A 15,629-nucleotide genomic window follows, 5' to 3' on the forward strand; every position below is an offset into this window, starting at 1 on the left:
CGCAGTTGTTTAACTCAAGTTAAGCGAACCCGGCGATCAATGATGGGCAAAGAGCTGAAAAATTAATCATGCCAACGACGGCGTGACGTTTTCCCCCCGCATCCCCGGAAGATTGGAAGCTGCGCCATGCGTAAGAACCTGCCCGTCACCACTGTCGAATATCCGATCACGGATGACACGCTGATCGTGTCGAAGACCGATGCGAAGGGCAAGTTGACCTTCTTCAACGAGGACTTTGTCAAGGCCGCCGGCTTCACCGAAGCCGAGTTGATGGGGCAGCCGCACAACATCGTGCGTCATCCCGACATGCCGCCTGAAGCGTTCGATAATCTCTGGACGACGCTGAAGCACGGGCGCCCCTGGGTCGGCGCGGTCAAGAACCGGCGCAAGAACGGCGACTACTACTGGGTGCTCGCGACGGCGTCGCCGATCGTGCAGAACGGCCAGGTCACGGGCTACACCTCGGTGCGCACCAAGCTGCCGTCGGATCAGCGCGCGGAGGCCGAGCAGGTCTATGCCGCGATCCGCGAGAAGAAGCCGCACGGCTACAAGATCGAGGACGGCATCGTGCGCCGCCGCTCGCTGTTCGACCATCTTGCTGTCTTCACCGGCACCATCGCATCCAGGCTGCGAACACTGATCGGGCTGCAGACGCTGTTTCTGATCGTGCTCGGCGGCATGTCGTTGAGCGCGGGCGGGGCCGGAAGCATGGCCGCCGCCGGGATAGCGGCGGCGGGCATCGTGCTCTGCGGCTTGGTCGGACTGAGAACGATGAACGTCATCGTCGGGCCGCTCACGCACGTCAACGAGACCATGGAGAGCATCACCCAGGGCAAGCTCGACACACGCATGCGCATCGAGCGCGACGACGAGATCGGCCGCGCCTTGCGCAACCTGCAGACTGTGCAGACCATGGTGCGCTTCAACGCCCGGGAGCTGAAGGAGCAGGAGCAGCGCGCCGAAGTGTCGCGCAAGCAGGAGATGTCGAAGCTCGCGGAAAGCTTCGAGGGCGCCATCGGCAACATCGTCGATACCGTCTCCTCGGCTTCGAGCGAGCTCGAGAGCTCGGCGAACTCTCTGTCAGGCACCGCCTTGCGCGGACAGGAACTGTCGACCACCGTGGCCGCGGCTTCGGAGGAAGCTTCGGCCAATGTTCAGGCCGTGGCTTCGGCGACCGAGGAGCTGACGTCGTCGGTCAAGGAGATCAGCCGCCAGGTGCAGGAGTCCGCGCGGATCGCCTCCGATGCCGTCGACCAGGCGCGCCGCACCAATGATCGCGTCGGCGAACTGTCGAAGGCCGCGACCCGCATCGGCGACGTCGTCGAACTGATCAATACGATCGCCGGCCAGACCAATCTGCTCGCGCTCAACGCCACCATCGAGGCCGCGCGTGCCGGCGAGGCCGGCCGCGGCTTTGCGGTCGTCGCCTCCGAGGTCAAGGCGCTGGCCGAGCAGACCGCGAAGGCCACCGGCGAGATCGGCCAGCAGATCTCCGGCATCCAGGCGGCCACGCAGGAATCCGTCGGCGCCATCCGGGAAATCTCGACCACGATCGAGCGGCTGTCCGAGATTGCCGCGACGGTTGCCGCCGCCGTCGAGGAGCAGGGCGCAGCCACGTCCGAGATCGCCCGCAACATCCAGCACGCCGCCGCCGGCACGCAGGAGGTCTCGTCCAACATCGTCGACGTGCAGCGCGGCGCCAGCGAGACCGGCGAAACGTCGGGCCAGGTGCTTACGGCGGCGCGTCAGCTCTCCGGCGACAGCCAGCGTCTCAAGCAGGAGGTCAGCCGCTTCCTGCAATCGGTGCGCGCGGCCTGATCGCGGCGAGGTGGACCCACCGGCGATCTCATCAGGTGCGATGAGTGAACGAAGCTGGCGCGGCATGCCGCGGCCGGGTACGCTAGTCCTGTCATGAGACGCCCTGTCGTCCGCGAACCGCCCGAACTGTGTGGTCCTTGCATCCATCGACAAGGAAGCGACTGACCCGGCCAGAAAGCCGCTCCGACGCCATAATCCCGCTAAGGTGCAAAGGTTCCTTGCATCTCATACTTGTGCAACCAGCGGTAAAGATTCGTGGTGGGCAATGTGACGGCGAGCGGACCCTCGCGCAGGAGCTTGGTGCTGTCGGCAGCCACCGCTGCCGCAGCCTTTGGCCTCGATGCCAGTCTGGCCGTCGTCGCCGCCAGGCCGCGCCGCCGCACCGAGGATCCCGAGCGCGGCTATCGCCGGATCACGATCGGCGAGGCCGAGGTGACCGCGTTGTATGACGGCATCTGGGAGAAGCCGCACGAAGCCGGCTTCTTCAGCAATGCCAGCATCGACGACGTCAAGCAGGCGCTGCGCGCGGCCGGGCTCAATCCCGCTTTTGTCCCGGTGCCGATCTCGACCTATGTGGTGCGGCTGAAGGGCAAGACCGTGCTCTGCGATGCCGGCGGCGGTGGCCAGGTGCAGGGCTTCAACTCCGACTCGATCTTCGTTTCCGGCCGCATGCTGGACAACCTGAAGGCCGCGGGGCTGCGTCCGCAGGACATCGACACCATCCTGATCTCGCATTTCCATCCCGATCACATCTTCGGGCTGTTGCGTAGCGACACCGATACGCCGGTGTTTCCCAATGCCGAGGTCATCGTCGCGGCGGCCGAGTACAAGTTCTGGACTGATCCCTCGCTCACCGGCCGCCTGCCGCTCTCGCGACAGGGGCTCGCCCGCCGCATCCAGAGCGTGATCCCGAGCTGGAAGAACGTGCTCCCGATGGAGGGCGAAGACGAGGTTGTGCCCGGCATCCGTTTCGTCAGCGTTCCCGGCCACACGCCCGGGCATACCGCCTTCCATCTCAGCTCCGGCCAGGAGCAGCTGATGATTTCCGGCGACACCGCCTATGTGCCGGCGTTTTGCCTGCGCCATCCCGAATGGCACGGCGCCTATGATCAGGACGGACCGGCTGCCGAGGTCAGCCGGCGCAAATTGCTCGATCGGATTGTCGCAGACCAGATGCTGATCTGCGGTTCGCATTTTCCATGGCCCGGATTTGGCCGGCTCGTTCGCGATGGCGCGCATTATGCGCTCGACATGCTCCCCGCATGATCTCGAACGGCGCTGCAGAGAAGGGCTTGGGGCCGTATTATGAAGACGCATTACGAGGTGCTCGGAGTTTCGCCGCGCGCTGATCTCGAGACGATCAAGCGGGCGTTCCGCCACGCCGCGAAGGCGCATCATCCCGACCTCCGGGGCGGCGGCGATGCGGCGGCGGAGCATCAGCTCAAGATGATCATCCTCGCCTACAAGGTGCTGCGCGATCCCGATCTGCGCGCCGAGTACGATGCTGGCCTCGCCTTCGAGCGCACGCGCGTCCGCCGCGAGCGTTGGGACGCGATTCTGCAATTCACGACCATCACGGCCGTGCTGAGTGCCATCCTGATCGGGCTCGAGATCCTGCTGCTGCCCTCGTTCGGCGATTGGGCGAGCAGGCCGCCGGAGCCAACGCGCTCGGTCGCGCAGCAAGCAGCAGCCCCGCAACGATCCGAGCCGCAGCGATCGGAGATACCGCGCGACCCGGCACTAGCGGTTCGGGAGACGGCGATCACGCCGCCACAGACCTCTCCGCCGCCGGCTGCGCCGGCACAAGTGCCGACCCCTGAGCCGACCGCCGGAGAGGTGGTCGCGGAAGCGCCGACGTCGGCAGCCGGCTTCGTCAAGCGAGGACTGGAGCGCAGCCAGAAGGGTGATGTCGACGGCGCGATCACCGATTTTGACGAGGCGGTCCGGCTCGCGCCGCGCAATGCCGACCTGTACCGCTATCGCGCCCGCGACCTCGGCCGAAGGGAGCGGTGGGACCGCGCCGTCGCCGACTATGAGCGGGCGATCCGGCTCGATCCGAACAATCCGACGCTGTATCACGAGCGCGGCCTCGCGCTTCAGCAGCAGGGCGATTTCGACGAAGCGCTGGTCGATCTCGATCGCGCGGTGCGCATGGGCTTCAACGATCCCGAGCTCTACAGCGATCGCGGCGCCGTCTGGCTGGCGAAAGGGCGTTACGACCGTGCGCTCGCTGACTTCAATCAGGCGCTCAAGCTGAACCCCGATCTTGCGGTCGCGGCCGCCCGCCGCGACGAGGCGCTTGCGCGCAAGCGCGAGCAGCAGATCGCCGACGACAATCGCGTACGCTCCGAGGCCTCCGAAACGACCGGCGCGCTTCCAGCGCCCGGCGCTGCCAAGCGCGACGGGCGCTGAGCTCAAGCAAACGCGTGAGGCGCGCCCTGACATCCAGGCGACGCTTGGCAACGTTATGGACAGGTCGCGCTGCGCTGCCGACCAGATGACCATCGCAGGCTGCGATCGCAGGGAGTACGCGATGAGCGTCTACGTGTCTGTCACCGGCTTCCGTCCGCATCGCGGACCGTTGCGCCTCGCACGGTTCTGGTGGCGTACGATGCTGGCTGCCCGCCAGGCGCGCGCGGCGCCCGGCAATCTGCGTGTCGTCATGGGTTCCGTCGACGGCGTGTACCACACGCTGACGGTCTGGACCGACGAGGCCAGCATGCGCGCCTATGTCAGAAGCGGCGCCCACCGCCGCGCCATGATCGGCTTCCGCGACCTCGGCGGCGGCAGCACACTCGGCTTCGAGTCCGATGCAGACCCCGGCTGGGATGCCGCCTACGCGCGCTGGCAGCGCGAGGCGAAGGAGGCGTAGTGACCCTTGACGCGCCAACATCCCCACCGTCATTCCGGGGCAATCGTCATGTGCGCCGAAGGTGCATGGCGATTGAACCCGGAATCCCGATCTTGTTGAAAACGGGCGCCAGACAATATCGAGATTCCGGGTTCAAGGCCTGCGGCCTTGCCCCGGAATGACGGTGCCTTGTTGACAGCTCCGTCCTAGCTCAGCCGCCACTCCGGCACGCCATCAGCGGCCATGCTGATTTCGCCGAGCGCCCCGACAGGGGTCCGGTCCAGATCCATCAGCCGCGCCAGCGTTGTTGTATCTTGTGGCGGCACGCGCGCCAGCGTGCGCGTGTGCTGCTCGGTGCGCAGCATCACCACGCCATGCTCGACCTCGCCATTCCGATCATACAGCGCGGTGACGCTCTCGACCTTGCCGTGGCCGCTCGCTTCACTGACGAACTCCGGCGCGACGCCGCGATGACGATCAGCCTCCGCCTGCACGCTGACGTCTTGTGACAGCGAGGCCGGCGGCTCGCGGGAGATCACCAGCGCGTGATGCTTGGTGACGAACCCGCCCTGGCCGTAGAGCAGGCCGCGCCTGGCGCCGCCGCCGCGCAGCCGCCGCACCATCGCGCAGGCCGCATGCGTCATGTAGGTGTTGAGTGGCGCGCCAAAGAAGGTGAGCCCGCCGGTGACGGTCGGCTCGACGTCGGCGCCGAGCCCGAGCGTCCGCCGCGCCATCTTCGGCACGCAAGGGAAGCAGCTGTAGAGCTCGATCACGTCGAACGCCGTGCCCTTGCCGCCGACGAGGTTCATCGCCGCCTTCAGCACCGCGTTCTGCGGGTGGCTCTCCGCGAACTGATCGCGCGTGAGATAATCGCGCGGGTCTTCCGCCGAAGCGCCCCCCAGCGGGTAGATCATGCGGCTCTCGGCAACTCCGACGGCGCGCGCCTTTGCTAGGCTGGTCAGGATCAGCGCCGCGCCCATGTTGACCATGGGATTGGCGACCATCAGCTTGGTGTAGGGCCAGGCGATCGGGCGGTTGTCGGCCGAGGGCATCGTGATCTCCTCCGGCGCGAAGTGCCGCTTCAGCCAGGCATTCGGATTGTAGGCGGCCACCGCCGAGAAGCGCGACCACAGTTCGCCGGATTCGGCGAGCGCCTGCCGTGGCGTCTGGCCCCATTTGGCGGCGGTTGCGACTTCATAGAAGGGATAGACAGAGACCGGACGGAACACGCCGAGCTTCACGGCCAGTGGCTTCTGGAAGGCCGCGCCGCGCTTCGGCTCCTCCACGTCATGCGCGAACGGTGTCCAAGGCAAGGTCACGCCGGCGCGCTCGGCCTTGGTCGCGGTCGACTGCGCCTCGGCGCCACAGACGATCGCGACCTCGCATTCACCGCGCGCGATCCGCAACGCGGCCTCGTGCAGATAGCGGATCGGGCTCTCGCCGCCCACCGGACCGTAAGTGCAGTGCGCCGGCGTTACGCCGAGCCGCTGCGCGAGCAACTGCTGGGGATCGCGATAGCGCCAGCTCAGGAAGTTGACGACGTCGAGCGAGCCGGTGTTCTGCACGAGCTTGGCCCCGGCGTCATTTTCCGCGCGGCGGATCGCCTGCTCGAGCAGCGCCATCGGCTCCAGTCCGTCCGCGATGTCCTTCGGCCGGTCGACGATCTCGCCGACGCCGACGATCACGGGAATGCGGTCCGGGGGCAGGGCAGTGGTGGTCATCGGCGTTTCCAAGCGGCAGCGGCCCGGTGGCGGGCCGTCATTGTTGTCTTGTCTCGGTTCTGTCATCGGCGGTTCGACGGTGCAATGCAGAAAATGTGGATGGCGCCCGCGTGCGGTGCGGCTTCCGCTTCGCGGCATATGCGCCTACAACGACGGTTCGTTTTGCCGCCTACGCCGGAGTCTCCCGTGTCTGAACAGAACAGCTATGTGCCGCCCAAGGTCTGGACCTGGAACAAGGCCAGCGGCGGCCGCTTCGCCAACATCAACCGCCCGATCGCCGGGCCGACCCATGACAAGGAATTGCCTGTCGGCCGTCATCCCTTGCAACTCTATTCGCTGGGCACGCCGAACGGTGTGAAGGTCACAGTCATGCTGGAGGAACTGCTGGCGCTGGGGCATGCCGGCGCGGAGTATGACGCCTGGTTGATCCGCATCGGCGAGGGCGACCAGTTCGGCTCCGGCTTCGTCGCGATCAATCCGAACTCCAAGATCCCGGCGCTCTTGGACCGCAGCGCTGCCGAGCCGGTCCGCGTGTTCGAGTCCGGCGCGATCCTCGTCTATCTCGCCGAGAAGTTCGGCGCCTTTCTCCCCACCGAGCCGGCCAAGCGGGCCGAATGCCTATCCTGGCTGTTTTGGCAGATGAGCGCCGCGCCCTATCTCGGCGGCGGCTTCGGCCACTTCTACGCCTATGCCCCGATGAAGATCGAATACGCCATCGACCGCTTCGCGATGGAGGTGAAGCGCCAGCTCGACGTGCTCGACCGGCGTCTGGCCGAGAGCGAGTATCTCGCCGGGCCGGACTACACCATCGCCGACATCGCGGTGTGGCCGTGGTACGGCGCGCTCGCCAAAGGCCTGCTCTATGAAGGCGGCGAGTTCCTGTCCGTGCAGGAGTACAAGAACGTGCAACGCTGGACCGACCAGATCGCGCAGCGTCCCCCGGTCAAGCGCGGCCGCATGGTCAACCGCGTCTCCGGTGATCCCGCCAGCCAGCTCCACGAACGCCACGACGCCAGCGATTTCGAGACGAAGACGCAGGACAAGATCGAGCAGGGGAAGTAGTCGCGCGCGGCTCCTGTGGGGCGGGCAAAGTCGCGCCGAGGTCGTTGCTACGATGCACGATAACTCGCGCGCGGTGCTCACCGCTGTTCCTCACACCCACCGCCGGTGGGCACGCGCCGCCTCTCGGCGGCGCTTTGCCTACCCTACGAACCCACGATGAGACGCTCTGCAAACAATATTGCCGCCTTCGTCCCGGCCTCGAGCCGGGACCCATAGCCACTGGCCGTCGTGAGATGGGCAACTGCCAGCGACGTTCCTCGATCGATACCGCCGTATGGGTCCCGCGCGTTCGCGGAGACGACACCAGCTATTTAGTTGCCGCTATCCCTCTCGCCGGCGGGAAATCCATCCGGTCGTTGGTCCGGCAATAACGGTCGGCGAACATGCGGCCCACGGGATGGAACAGCTCCATCTCGACGCGCATCCTCTCGGTGTCCCACAGCTCATCGCGGATGTGAAAGGCGAGCCCTTCGCCGAGCACCAGCACGCGATCCCCGTTGACGTCGATCAGCTGCCAGGTCTTGCACTCCATGGCGAACGGCGCGGCCGCGAGCCGCGGCACCGAGATCATGCGCGAGGGCGAGAGCTTCAGCCCGAGATGATCCGGTTCGCTGACCTCGGGCGGAAAGTCGCCACCGGTCTCGTGCATTGCTTGCGCCAGCGGCTCGTCGGTGATGTGGACGACGAACTCGCCGGCGCGGCGGATATTGACCAGCGTATCCTTCACCCGGCCGTCCGGGCGCAGATTGATCGCGAACACGCACAGCGGCGGATCCTCGCCCATCACGTTGAAGAACGAGAACGGCGCGGCGTTGACGACGCCGGTCTCGCCCATGGTCGTGACCCAGGCGATCGGCCGCGGCAGCACGAAGGAGGTCAGGATCTTGTAGCGCTCGCGCGGGCTGAGATCGGTGGAGAGGTATTCCATGTCAGGCGGCCTCGGAGATGTCGGTGAGCCGACCGTAGTCGGCCAGGGTGCGTCGCGGAAGACAATATAGCGGGCAGGGGATGCATGCATCCGCGCCGGTCGCCTCGCGGAAATTGCCGGTTCCTGGAACGGCTCCGACGGCGCCACGTTCGAACAGCACAGCAGCTACAAATGGAGGTTACGCCATGAAACCGACGATCAGTCTGATCGCCTGTGCGCTCGTCGTCTCGGCCACCTCGGCCCTGGCGCAGGGGGGCCAGCAGCCGACCACGCCGCCCAGCGCGCACAACTCCGGCGCGGGCATTCAGGGGGCGCCCGGCAACAAGAACGGACCGACGGCGACGGACTCCGGCACCGTCGGCTCCTCCTCGATCATCAACCAGCAAAATCCGAGCGTCAGCGCCCAGGATCCCTCGAACATCAAGGGCATGCCCGGCAACAAGAACGGACCACCGGCCAAGAAACCTCAGGACTGACCGCGCACGCGGCGAGGCGGCTGCGGTTGCGCAGCCGCCTCAGCCGTCCTGCCGCCCTCAAGAAGGAGTTTCGCGGAAAGGAGCGTCCCGGCCGGCTCACGGCAGGGCCGCGGCACCGTTCGTGACGATGAGATTGTCGGTATCCGCCGGCGCAAGCTCGCTGGTCGCATCGCCGCCGAGATATTTGTCAAGTGTCGCCTGGATCCGCTCCCGCGCCGTATAGGGCCCGCGGTCGCTCATCCAGGTGTGCTGGAATTCGGTCTTGATGATGTCGATGCCGCTCTTCTTGCCGAGCTGCTTGGGCAGCACATCCGGATCGGTCTTGAACTGCGGATCGTCCGAGCGGAACGACAGGATCTTCAGCTTGTCCCTGACCACGAAAGGCACGCGCAGATTGTCCAGCGTCACGACCTGCGAGACGATGTTCGGATGCTCCTTGGCGAAATACATCGCGGTGTCGCCGCCGTTGGAATGGCCGACCAGCGTCAGATGATCGTAGTCGGCATTGGGATGCCGCTTCTTCATCTCGTTCAGCACGCAGAGAATGTTAGCCTCGCCCTTCTTGTAGACATCCAGCCGGCCGACATAGGGCAGGCCAACCTTGGTGACGAGCGGCGGATCGGTCGGCAGATCCTGCTGCACGCTGGCGACGAGATAGCCGCGCGCGGCGAACACGTTCGCCAGGAACGAGTACTCGGTGTTCTTGACCGTATTGCCGTTGGAGATGACCGCCACGGGCAGCCGCCACAGCCCGGCATTGGCCTTCATCTCATAGTCGGTGCGGACCGCGATGTCGACGTTGATCGGCCGCTGCCGCGCGGCATCGTAGAACTCGCGGCTCTCGTGCTGGATGCCCCATTTGGCCATCGCAAAGTAGCCGGCCACAGCCAGGGCAGACACACAGGCCAAAACCGTCACACCGCGCTTCATGGCGTCCTTCCCTTGGAATTCTCCTCGTCATGTGATGAGGGACAACGCCGAGGTCACGGGGGCGTGGCAGCACGTGGCTGATTAAATTTCGGAAATCTTGGAATAGAGGAGTGGAACAAAGCCGGGTTTCGTGGACCGGCGCGCCGGTCCACTGTCCGTCGCTGCAGATCAGAACGCGGTATAGCCGCCGTCGATCACAAACCAGTCGGCTGTGTGGTAGGACGACGCCTTGCTCATCAGGTAGACGGCGATGCCGCCGAAATCCGACGGCTCGCCGAAGCGGCGCACCGGAATGCGCGGCATCACGTTGGCGACGAACTTCTCGTTGCCCATGATGCCCGCCGTCATGTCGCTCTTGATCCAGCCTGGCAGGATCGCATTGGCCGTCACGCCGTAGCGGGCGAGCTCGACCGCCAGCGCACGGCACAGCGCGTTGATGGCGGCCTTGGTCGCCGCATAGTGCTCGTTGCGCGCGGTGCCGAAAAGCGAGGCGAGGCTTGATGTCGCAACCAGCCGGCCGAACGCATCGCCGGCTTCGGCGCGCGCAGTCATGTGCCTGGCGGCGGCCTGGAAGGCGTGGAAGACGCCGTCGAGATTGGTCGCGAACATCGTGCGCCACTCTTCCTCGCTGCGCTCGATGAAGGGCTTGCGGCCGCCGCCGCCGATGCCGGCATTCGCGAAGCAGCCGTCGACGCGGCCGAACGTGTCGAGCGTGGCCTTCATGGCGTCAGCGACGGAGGCGGGGCTCGTCACGTCGCAGATGCGCGTGTCGACCTTGCCAGGGCCTGCGGCCATCGACGCGGCAGCCGCCTTGTTCTTCTCCGTGTTGCGTCCCCAGATCGAGACGTTGCAGCCACTGGACGCAAGTGCCTGGGCGATGCCGAGGCCTATCCCTCCATTGCCGCCGGTGACGACCGCCACGCGGCCGGTGAGATCGAACGGGGTCATGAGCGTTTCCGTGATGATGTGAGGACGCTGTGCGTCGCTTCCGTTATTGGGATGACGCAACCATGGACAAGCGAAGCGCAAAAATCAAATATGCTGCACGCACCGGCAAACTTGCGAATTTCCGCCGCGAAGAATGCAGCGCCCGAACAGCTCTTGAGAGGAAACCATGCAATTCAAGCACGTCACGCTCGATTTCGACGGGCCCGTCGCCATCCTCACGCTGGATCATCAGGAGGTGATGAACGCGGTTTCGATCGACATGCTCGGCGGCCTTGCCGAGGCGCTCGACGAAATCGAGGAGAGGAAAGCCGACGTACGCTGTCTCGTCGTGACCGGCGCCGGGCGCGCGTTCTGCACCGGCGCCAATCTGCAGGGCCGCAACGCGCAGGCTAAGCCCGGTCGCAGCAATGCGGGCGCGGCGCTCGAGACCGCCTTTCATCCCTTCCTTCGCCGCCTGCGCAATCTGCATTGTCCGATCGTCACCTCGGTGAACGGCCCGGCGGCGGGCGCCGGCATGAGCTTCGCGCTGATGGGCGACATGATCCTGTGCGCCAAGTCCGCGTACTTCCTGCAGGCCTTCCGCCGCATCGGCCTGGTGCCGGATTGCGGCTCGACTTGGCTGCTGCCGCGCCTTGTCGGCAAGGCCCGCGCGATCGAGCTGTCGCTGCTCGGTGAGAAGCTGCCGGCCGAGACGGCACTGCAATGGGGCCTCGTCAACCGCATCTATGACGATGCGGCGCTGAAAGAGGAGACGATGAAGCTCGCGCACGAGCTCGCCAACGGCCCGACGGTCGCGCTGGCGCAGATCCGTCGTCTCTATTGGGAGAGCCCGGAGAACTCGTTCGAGGAGCAGCTCAACGAGGAATTCCAGTCGCAGCGCATCGCCGGCAGCACCGCCGACTTCAAGGAGGGCGTCACCGCCTTCCTCGAGAAGCGTCCCGCCAAGTTCAAGGGCCAATGATCGAGACCGAGCTGTCAGCTTGCGTCGCCGCGTTCATGCCGGGTGCGACCGGTGTGCGTGGCGCCGCGAAGCTCTCCGGCGGTGCCAGCCAGGAGACGTGGCGCTTCGACGTCGTCCATCCCGGCGGCGATGTCGCCGCCATCCTGCGCCGCTCGCCAAAAGGCTACGGCGCCGCGCCCGGCCGCGCCGCCGGGCTCGACAACGAGGCGGCCCTGATGCAGCTGGCGCATGCCGCCGGCGTGCCGTCGCCCGAGGTGCTGCATGTGCTGCGGCCCTCCGACGATCTCGGCACCGGCTTCATCATGCGCCGGGTCGAGGGCGAGACCATTGCGCGCAAGATTTTGCGCGACGCTGAATTCGCCGACGCCCGGCCGCGGCTCGCCCGCCAGCTCGGAAGCATCGCCGCCGGCATCCATGGCATTTCACGCGAGGCGCTGCCCGCTCTGCGTGAGATGAACGCAACCAAGGAGATCGCCGAGCTCGCGCGCGAGTATCATAGCTTCGATTGGCCACGTCCGGTGTTCGATCTGGCGTTGCGTTGGCTGTCGCAGAACGATCCTGGCCCTTCTGCCGAGGTGACGCTGGTGCACGGCGACTTCCGCAACGGCAATCTCATCATCGGTCCCGACGGCGTGCGCGCCGTGCTCGACTGGGAGCTCGCCCATCTCGGCGACCCGATGGAGGATCTCGGCTGGATCTGCGTCAACTCCTGGCGATTTGGCGAGATCGACAAACCGGTCGGCGGCTTCGGCGCGCGCGAGGAGCTGTTCGCCGGGTACGAAGCCGCGGGCCGCAAGGTCGATGCCGGCAGGGTGAAGTTCTGGGAGGTCATGGGCACGTTGCGTTGGGGCGTGATGTGCTGCGGCATGATGCAGCGGTTTCGGATCGGCCCCGACCACTCGATGGAACGCGCCATGATCGGCCGCCGCGCCTCCGAGACCGAGATCGATCTGCTGCGGCTGCTGGCACCGCGAGGAGAGGGCTGATGCAGGACGAACCGACACCGACGGAGCTGGTTCAAGCAGTGGCCGACTTCCTGCGCAACGACATCGCGCCGCTGATCTCGGGCCATCAGGCCTTCAAGCTGCGCGTCGGCATCAACGCGCTCGATCTCGTGGTTCGCCAACTGATACAGGCCGCGCCGGCGGACACTGCCGAGCATGTGCGCTTGAAAGAGTTGCTCGGACAGGATGGTACCTTGCTCGATCTCAATCGCGCACTGGCCGAGCAGATCGCTAGCGGTACCCTCGATCTCACGACGCCGGGGCTGAAGGAGCACCTCTGGCAGACCACGCTCGACAAGCTCGCTGTCGACCAGCCCAACTATGCCGCCTACAAACGAGAGGCGGGGAGGGACCGAGATGGCGCCTAACTTTCCGCCGTCATTGCGAGGAGCGTCAGCGACGAAGCAATCCAGACTGTTTCTGCAAAGGCAGTCTGGATTGCTTCGCTTCGCTCGCAATGACGGTGGTGAGAGCGGAACAGGTCCGTCCACCACCTTAGCTGTCATTCGGGGATGCGCCGCAAGGCGCAGGCGAGGAATCCATACTCCCGATCGTGGTTATGGATTCCGGGCTCGCGACTGCGTCGCGCACTGGAATGACGAGCTCAGCGAGGAGTTACCGCCCCAGCCAGTTCGGCGCCCGCTTCTCCGAGAACGCCTTGGGACCCTCGATGTAGTCCTGCGAATGGATCATCGCCTGCACGGCGGGATAATCGCGCTGCTCGGTGATGGCCTGCTCCAGCGAGACCGCGAGGCCCTTCTCGATCGCTTGCTTGGAGGCGCGGATCGACATCGGCGAGTTCTTGGCGATGGTCTCGGCCCAGCGTTCCGCGGCCGACAGTGCTTCGCCTTGCGGCACCACTTCGTTGACGAAGCCGAGCTCATGGCCCTCGCGGGCGCCGACATGGCGGCCGGTCAGGATCATGCCCATCGCGCGCTTCATGCCGATCTGACGCGGCAGCCGCTGCAGGCCGCCGGCGAGCGCGGCGAGGCCGACACGCGGTTCGGGCAGCGCGAAGGTGGCATTCTCAGAGGCGATGATCAGGTCGCAGGCCAGCGCGATCTCGAAGCCGCCGCCCATCGCGACGCCGTTGACGGCGGCGATCAGCGGCTTGTCGCAGTCGAAGCGCGAGGTCAGGCCGCCGAAGCCGCTTCGGCCCCAGCCGCGCTTGCCGCCGGCCGCCTGCCATTTCAGGTCGTTGCCGGCGCAGAACGCCTTGTCGCCCTCGCCGGTGACGATCGCGACCCATTGCTCGGGATCGGCGGCGAAGCCGTCGAACACCGCTTCGAGCTCGTAATGGGCGTCGGTATGCAGCGCGTTGTAGACCTCGGGGCGCGCCAGGGTCACGATCGTGACCGGTCCCTTGCGCGTGATCTTCGAGAATTTCAGCTCCATCGGTCGTTCCTCCTGCTTTCTGATTGGCAACGTTGCGGGAGCTTAGCGCCTGTGCCGCGTGCGCGGCCATCCAAATACGCAACCGCGCTGCGCGCCACAAGCACGCGGCGGAGAGCCGGCCCGACCAAGATCAAGAACAACAACGACACGCACAGGGAGACACGCCATGGATTTTTCCTTGCCTAAGGAGCTCACAGCCTATCTTGACGAGCTCGACCGCTTCATCGATGCCGAGATCAAGCCGCTCGAGGAGGCCGATGACAACATCCGGTTCTTCGACCATCGCCGGGAATGGGCGCGCACCGATTTCGAGAATGGCGGCCTGCCGCGGCATGAGTGGGAGCAATTGCTGCGTAAAGCCAAGGATCGCGCCGATGCCGCCGGCCATTTGCGCTTCGCGATCCCGAAACGCTATGGCGGCAAGGACGGCTCGAATCTCTGGATGGCCGTGATCCGCGAGCATTTCGCCTCCAAGGGACTCGGCCTGCACAACGATTTGCAGAACGAGCATTCGATCGTCGGCAATTTGCCGATCGTCACCATGCTCGACCGCTACGGCCGCGACGATCAGAAGGCGATGATCGACGGTTCGATCACCGGCAAGTACCGCATCACGTTTGGGTTGACGGAGCCGCATCACGGCTCTGACGCGACCCACATGGAGACCAAGGCCGTCCCGGCGACGCGCGACAACGTCAAGGGATGGCTGATCAACGGCGAGAAGATGTGGACGACGGGCATGCACGTCGCCACCCACTGCGCGCTGTTCGCGCGCACCTCGGGCAATGACGGCGATGCCCGCGGAATCACCTGCTTTCTGGTGCCGGCGAAGAGCGAAGGCGTGAAGGTCGAGGAGTATCTCTGGACCTTCAACATGCCGACCGACCATCCCCGTGTCAGCTTCACCGACGTGTTCGTCCCGGAGGATGCGCTGTTCGGCGAGGTCGGCCGCGGGCTGTCGCTGGCGCAGTGCTTCGTTCACGAGAACCGCATCCGGCAGGCCGCGAGCTCGCTCGGCGCCGCGGTGTTCTGCATCAATGAGAGCGTGAACTACGCGCGGGAGCGCAAGCCGTTCGGCAAGGCGCTGGCCGAGAACCAGGCGATCCAGTGGCCGCTGGTGGAGCTGGCGACCCAGGCCGAGATGCTGCGGCTCCTGATCCGCAAGACCGCGTGGGAGATGGATCAGCTGACGCAGGCGCAGGTCGAGCACACGCTGTCGGACAAGGTCTCGATGTGCAACTACTGGGCTAACCGCCTGTGCTGTGAGGCCGCCGACCGTGCCATTCAGGTGCATGGCGGCATGGGCTATTCGCGCCATAAGCCGTTCGAGCACATCTACCGCCACCACCGCCGCTACCGCATCACGGAGGGGAGCGAGGAGATCCAGATGCGCAAGGTGGCGGGGTTCCTGTTTGGATATATGGGAGCGAACAAGAGGTGAGGTTGTCGTCGTAGGAAGTTCGTCATTGCGAGGGCCGGCGCAGGAATTCAGACCAGTCACTTGGCCCCTGGATTGCTTCGGCGCAAGGGCGCCT

15 protein-coding genes are annotated in these 15,629 nt (G+C 65.7%); 10 read left to right on the forward strand and 5 right to left on the reverse strand.

The window, feature by feature from the left end:
- Positions 1-126: 126 nt before the first annotated feature.
- From BRADO_RS12005 to BRADO_RS12020, 4 genes are all read left to right on the forward strand, one after another.
- Entirely contained in the window at positions 127-1,818 is a 1,692-nt protein-coding gene (locus BRADO_RS12005; protein WP_011925591.1) for a methyl-accepting chemotaxis protein, read from the forward strand.
- Positions 1,819-2,118: 300 nt separating this feature from the next.
- Entirely contained in the window at positions 2,119-3,084 is a 966-nt protein-coding gene (locus BRADO_RS12010; protein WP_041757471.1) for an MBL fold metallo-hydrolase, read from the forward strand.
- 39 nt (positions 3,085-3,123) lie between these two features.
- On the forward strand, positions 3,124-4,230 hold the full coding sequence (locus BRADO_RS12015; RefSeq protein ID WP_011925593.1) for a J domain-containing protein: 1,107 nt from the start codon (positions 3,124-3,126) through the stop codon (positions 4,228-4,230).
- A 121-nt stretch (positions 4,231-4,351) separates the two neighbouring features.
- Complete coding sequence (locus tag BRADO_RS12020; RefSeq protein ID WP_041757473.1) at positions 4,352-4,690, forward strand: hypothetical protein; 339 nt, start codon at positions 4,352-4,354, stop codon at positions 4,688-4,690.
- Between the two features lie 185 nt (positions 4,691-4,875).
- Here BRADO_RS12020 and BRADO_RS12025 read toward each other — a convergent pair whose 3' ends face one another.
- Positions 4,876-6,390, reverse strand: coding sequence for an acetyl-CoA acetyltransferase (locus BRADO_RS12025; RefSeq protein ID WP_011925595.1), 1,515 nt, complete (start codon positions 6,388-6,390; stop codon positions 4,876-4,878).
- A 186-nt stretch (positions 6,391-6,576) separates the two neighbouring features.
- On the opposite strand from BRADO_RS12025, the gene yghU reads away from it, so the two are divergent.
- Positions 6,577-7,452, forward strand: a complete 876-nt coding sequence (gene yghU / locus BRADO_RS12030; RefSeq protein WP_041756415.1) for a glutathione-dependent disulfide-bond oxidoreductase — start codon at positions 6,577-6,579, stop codon at positions 7,450-7,452.
- A gap of 307 nt (positions 7,453-7,759) precedes the next feature.
- On the opposite strand, the gene BRADO_RS12035 is transcribed toward yghU, so the two are convergent.
- Positions 7,760-8,380 carry a flavin reductase family protein gene (locus BRADO_RS12035; protein WP_011925597.1) on the reverse strand — a complete coding sequence of 207 codons (621 nt, stop codon included), beginning with the start codon at positions 8,378-8,380 and terminating at the stop codon, positions 7,760-7,762.
- 185 nt (positions 8,381-8,565) lie between these two features.
- Between BRADO_RS12035 and BRADO_RS12040 the strand changes: the two genes are divergently transcribed.
- Entirely contained in the window at positions 8,566-8,856 is a 291-nt protein-coding gene (locus BRADO_RS12040; RefSeq protein WP_011925598.1) for a hypothetical protein, read from the forward strand.
- 96 nt (positions 8,857-8,952) lie between these two features.
- Here the strand turns inward: BRADO_RS12040 and BRADO_RS12045 are convergent, their stop codons facing one another.
- Together BRADO_RS12045 and BRADO_RS12050 are read right to left on the reverse strand one after the other, a co-directional pair.
- Positions 8,953-9,786: an alpha/beta hydrolase gene (locus BRADO_RS12045; protein ID WP_011925599.1), complete on the reverse strand. Its 834-nt coding sequence runs from the start codon at positions 9,784-9,786 to the stop codon at positions 8,953-8,955.
- Positions 9,787-9,954: 168 nt separating this feature from the next.
- Positions 9,955-10,734, reverse strand: coding sequence for an SDR family NAD(P)-dependent oxidoreductase (locus BRADO_RS12050; protein ID WP_041756416.1), 780 nt, complete (start codon positions 10,732-10,734; stop codon positions 9,955-9,957).
- 166 nt (positions 10,735-10,900) lie between these two features.
- Between BRADO_RS12050 and BRADO_RS12055 the strand changes: the two genes are divergently transcribed.
- The 3 genes from BRADO_RS12055 to BRADO_RS12065 are packed head-to-tail and all read left to right on the forward strand — an operon-like array spanning position 10,901 to position 13,067.
- Positions 10,901-11,695 carry an enoyl-CoA hydratase/isomerase gene (locus BRADO_RS12055; protein WP_011925601.1) on the forward strand — a complete coding sequence of 265 codons (795 nt, stop codon included), beginning with the start codon at positions 10,901-10,903 and terminating at the stop codon, positions 11,693-11,695.
- Entirely contained in the window at positions 11,692-12,681 is a 990-nt protein-coding gene (locus tag BRADO_RS12060) for a phosphotransferase family protein (RefSeq protein ID WP_041756417.1), read from the forward strand. The genes BRADO_RS12055 and BRADO_RS12060 overlap by 4 nt, the downstream gene beginning before the upstream one ends.
- Positions 12,681-13,067 (forward strand): DUF6285 domain-containing protein, encoded by a 387-nt coding sequence (locus tag BRADO_RS12065; protein ID WP_011925603.1) that lies wholly within the window; start codon positions 12,681-12,683, stop codon positions 13,065-13,067. Before BRADO_RS12060 ends, BRADO_RS12065 begins: the two co-directional genes overlap by 1 nt.
- A gap of 247 nt (positions 13,068-13,314) precedes the next feature.
- Here BRADO_RS12065 and BRADO_RS12070 read toward each other — a convergent pair whose 3' ends face one another.
- Complete coding sequence (locus BRADO_RS12070; protein WP_011925604.1) at positions 13,315-14,094, reverse strand: enoyl-CoA hydratase-related protein; 780 nt, start codon at positions 14,092-14,094, stop codon at positions 13,315-13,317.
- Between the two features lie 166 nt (positions 14,095-14,260).
- Between BRADO_RS12070 and BRADO_RS12075 the strand changes: the two genes are divergently transcribed.
- Positions 14,261-15,535: an acyl-CoA dehydrogenase family protein gene (locus BRADO_RS12075; RefSeq protein ID WP_011925605.1), complete on the forward strand. Its 1,275-nt coding sequence runs from the start codon at positions 14,261-14,263 to the stop codon at positions 15,533-15,535.
- Positions 15,536-15,629: the final 94 nt, after the last annotated feature.

Origin of the sequence: Bradyrhizobium sp. ORS 278 (assembly GCF_000026145.1) — a bacterium.
Taxonomy (GTDB): domain Bacteria; phylum Pseudomonadota; class Alphaproteobacteria; order Rhizobiales; family Xanthobacteraceae; genus Bradyrhizobium.

Coding starts and splice junctions, on each gene's coding strand:
- BRADO_RS12065 (WP_011925603.1), top strand. CDS start 12,681: ATGCAGGACGAACCGACACCGACGGAGCTGGTTCAAGCAGTGGCCGAC.
- BRADO_RS12035 (WP_011925597.1), bottom strand. CDS start 8,380: ATGGAATACCTCTCCACCGATCTCAGCCCGCGCGAGCGCTACAAGATC.
- BRADO_RS12060 (WP_041756417.1), top strand. CDS start 11,692: ATGATCGAGACCGAGCTGTCAGCTTGCGTCGCCGCGTTCATGCCGGGT.
- BRADO_RS12050 (WP_041756416.1), bottom strand. CDS start 10,734: ATGACCCCGTTCGATCTCACCGGCCGCGTGGCGGTCGTCACCGGCGGC.
- BRADO_RS12075 (WP_011925605.1), top strand. CDS start 14,261: ATGGATTTTTCCTTGCCTAAGGAGCTCACAGCCTATCTTGACGAGCTC.
- BRADO_RS12025 (WP_011925595.1), bottom strand. CDS start 6,390: ATGACCACCACTGCCCTGCCCCCGGACCGCATTCCCGTGATCGTCGGC.
- BRADO_RS12070 (WP_011925604.1), bottom strand. CDS start 14,094: ATGGAGCTGAAATTCTCGAAGATCACGCGCAAGGGACCGGTCACGATC.
- BRADO_RS12045 (WP_011925599.1), bottom strand. CDS start 9,786: ATGAAGCGCGGTGTGACGGTTTTGGCCTGTGTGTCTGCCCTGGCTGTG.
- BRADO_RS12015 (WP_011925593.1), top strand. CDS start 3,124: ATGAAGACGCATTACGAGGTGCTCGGAGTTTCGCCGCGCGCTGATCTC.
- BRADO_RS12040 (WP_011925598.1), top strand. CDS start 8,566: ATGAAACCGACGATCAGTCTGATCGCCTGTGCGCTCGTCGTCTCGGCC.
- BRADO_RS12005 (WP_011925591.1), top strand. CDS start 127: ATGCGTAAGAACCTGCCCGTCACCACTGTCGAATATCCGATCACGGAT.
- BRADO_RS12055 (WP_011925601.1), top strand. CDS start 10,901: ATGCAATTCAAGCACGTCACGCTCGATTTCGACGGGCCCGTCGCCATC.
- BRADO_RS12020 (WP_041757473.1), top strand. CDS start 4,352: ATGAGCGTCTACGTGTCTGTCACCGGCTTCCGTCCGCATCGCGGACCG.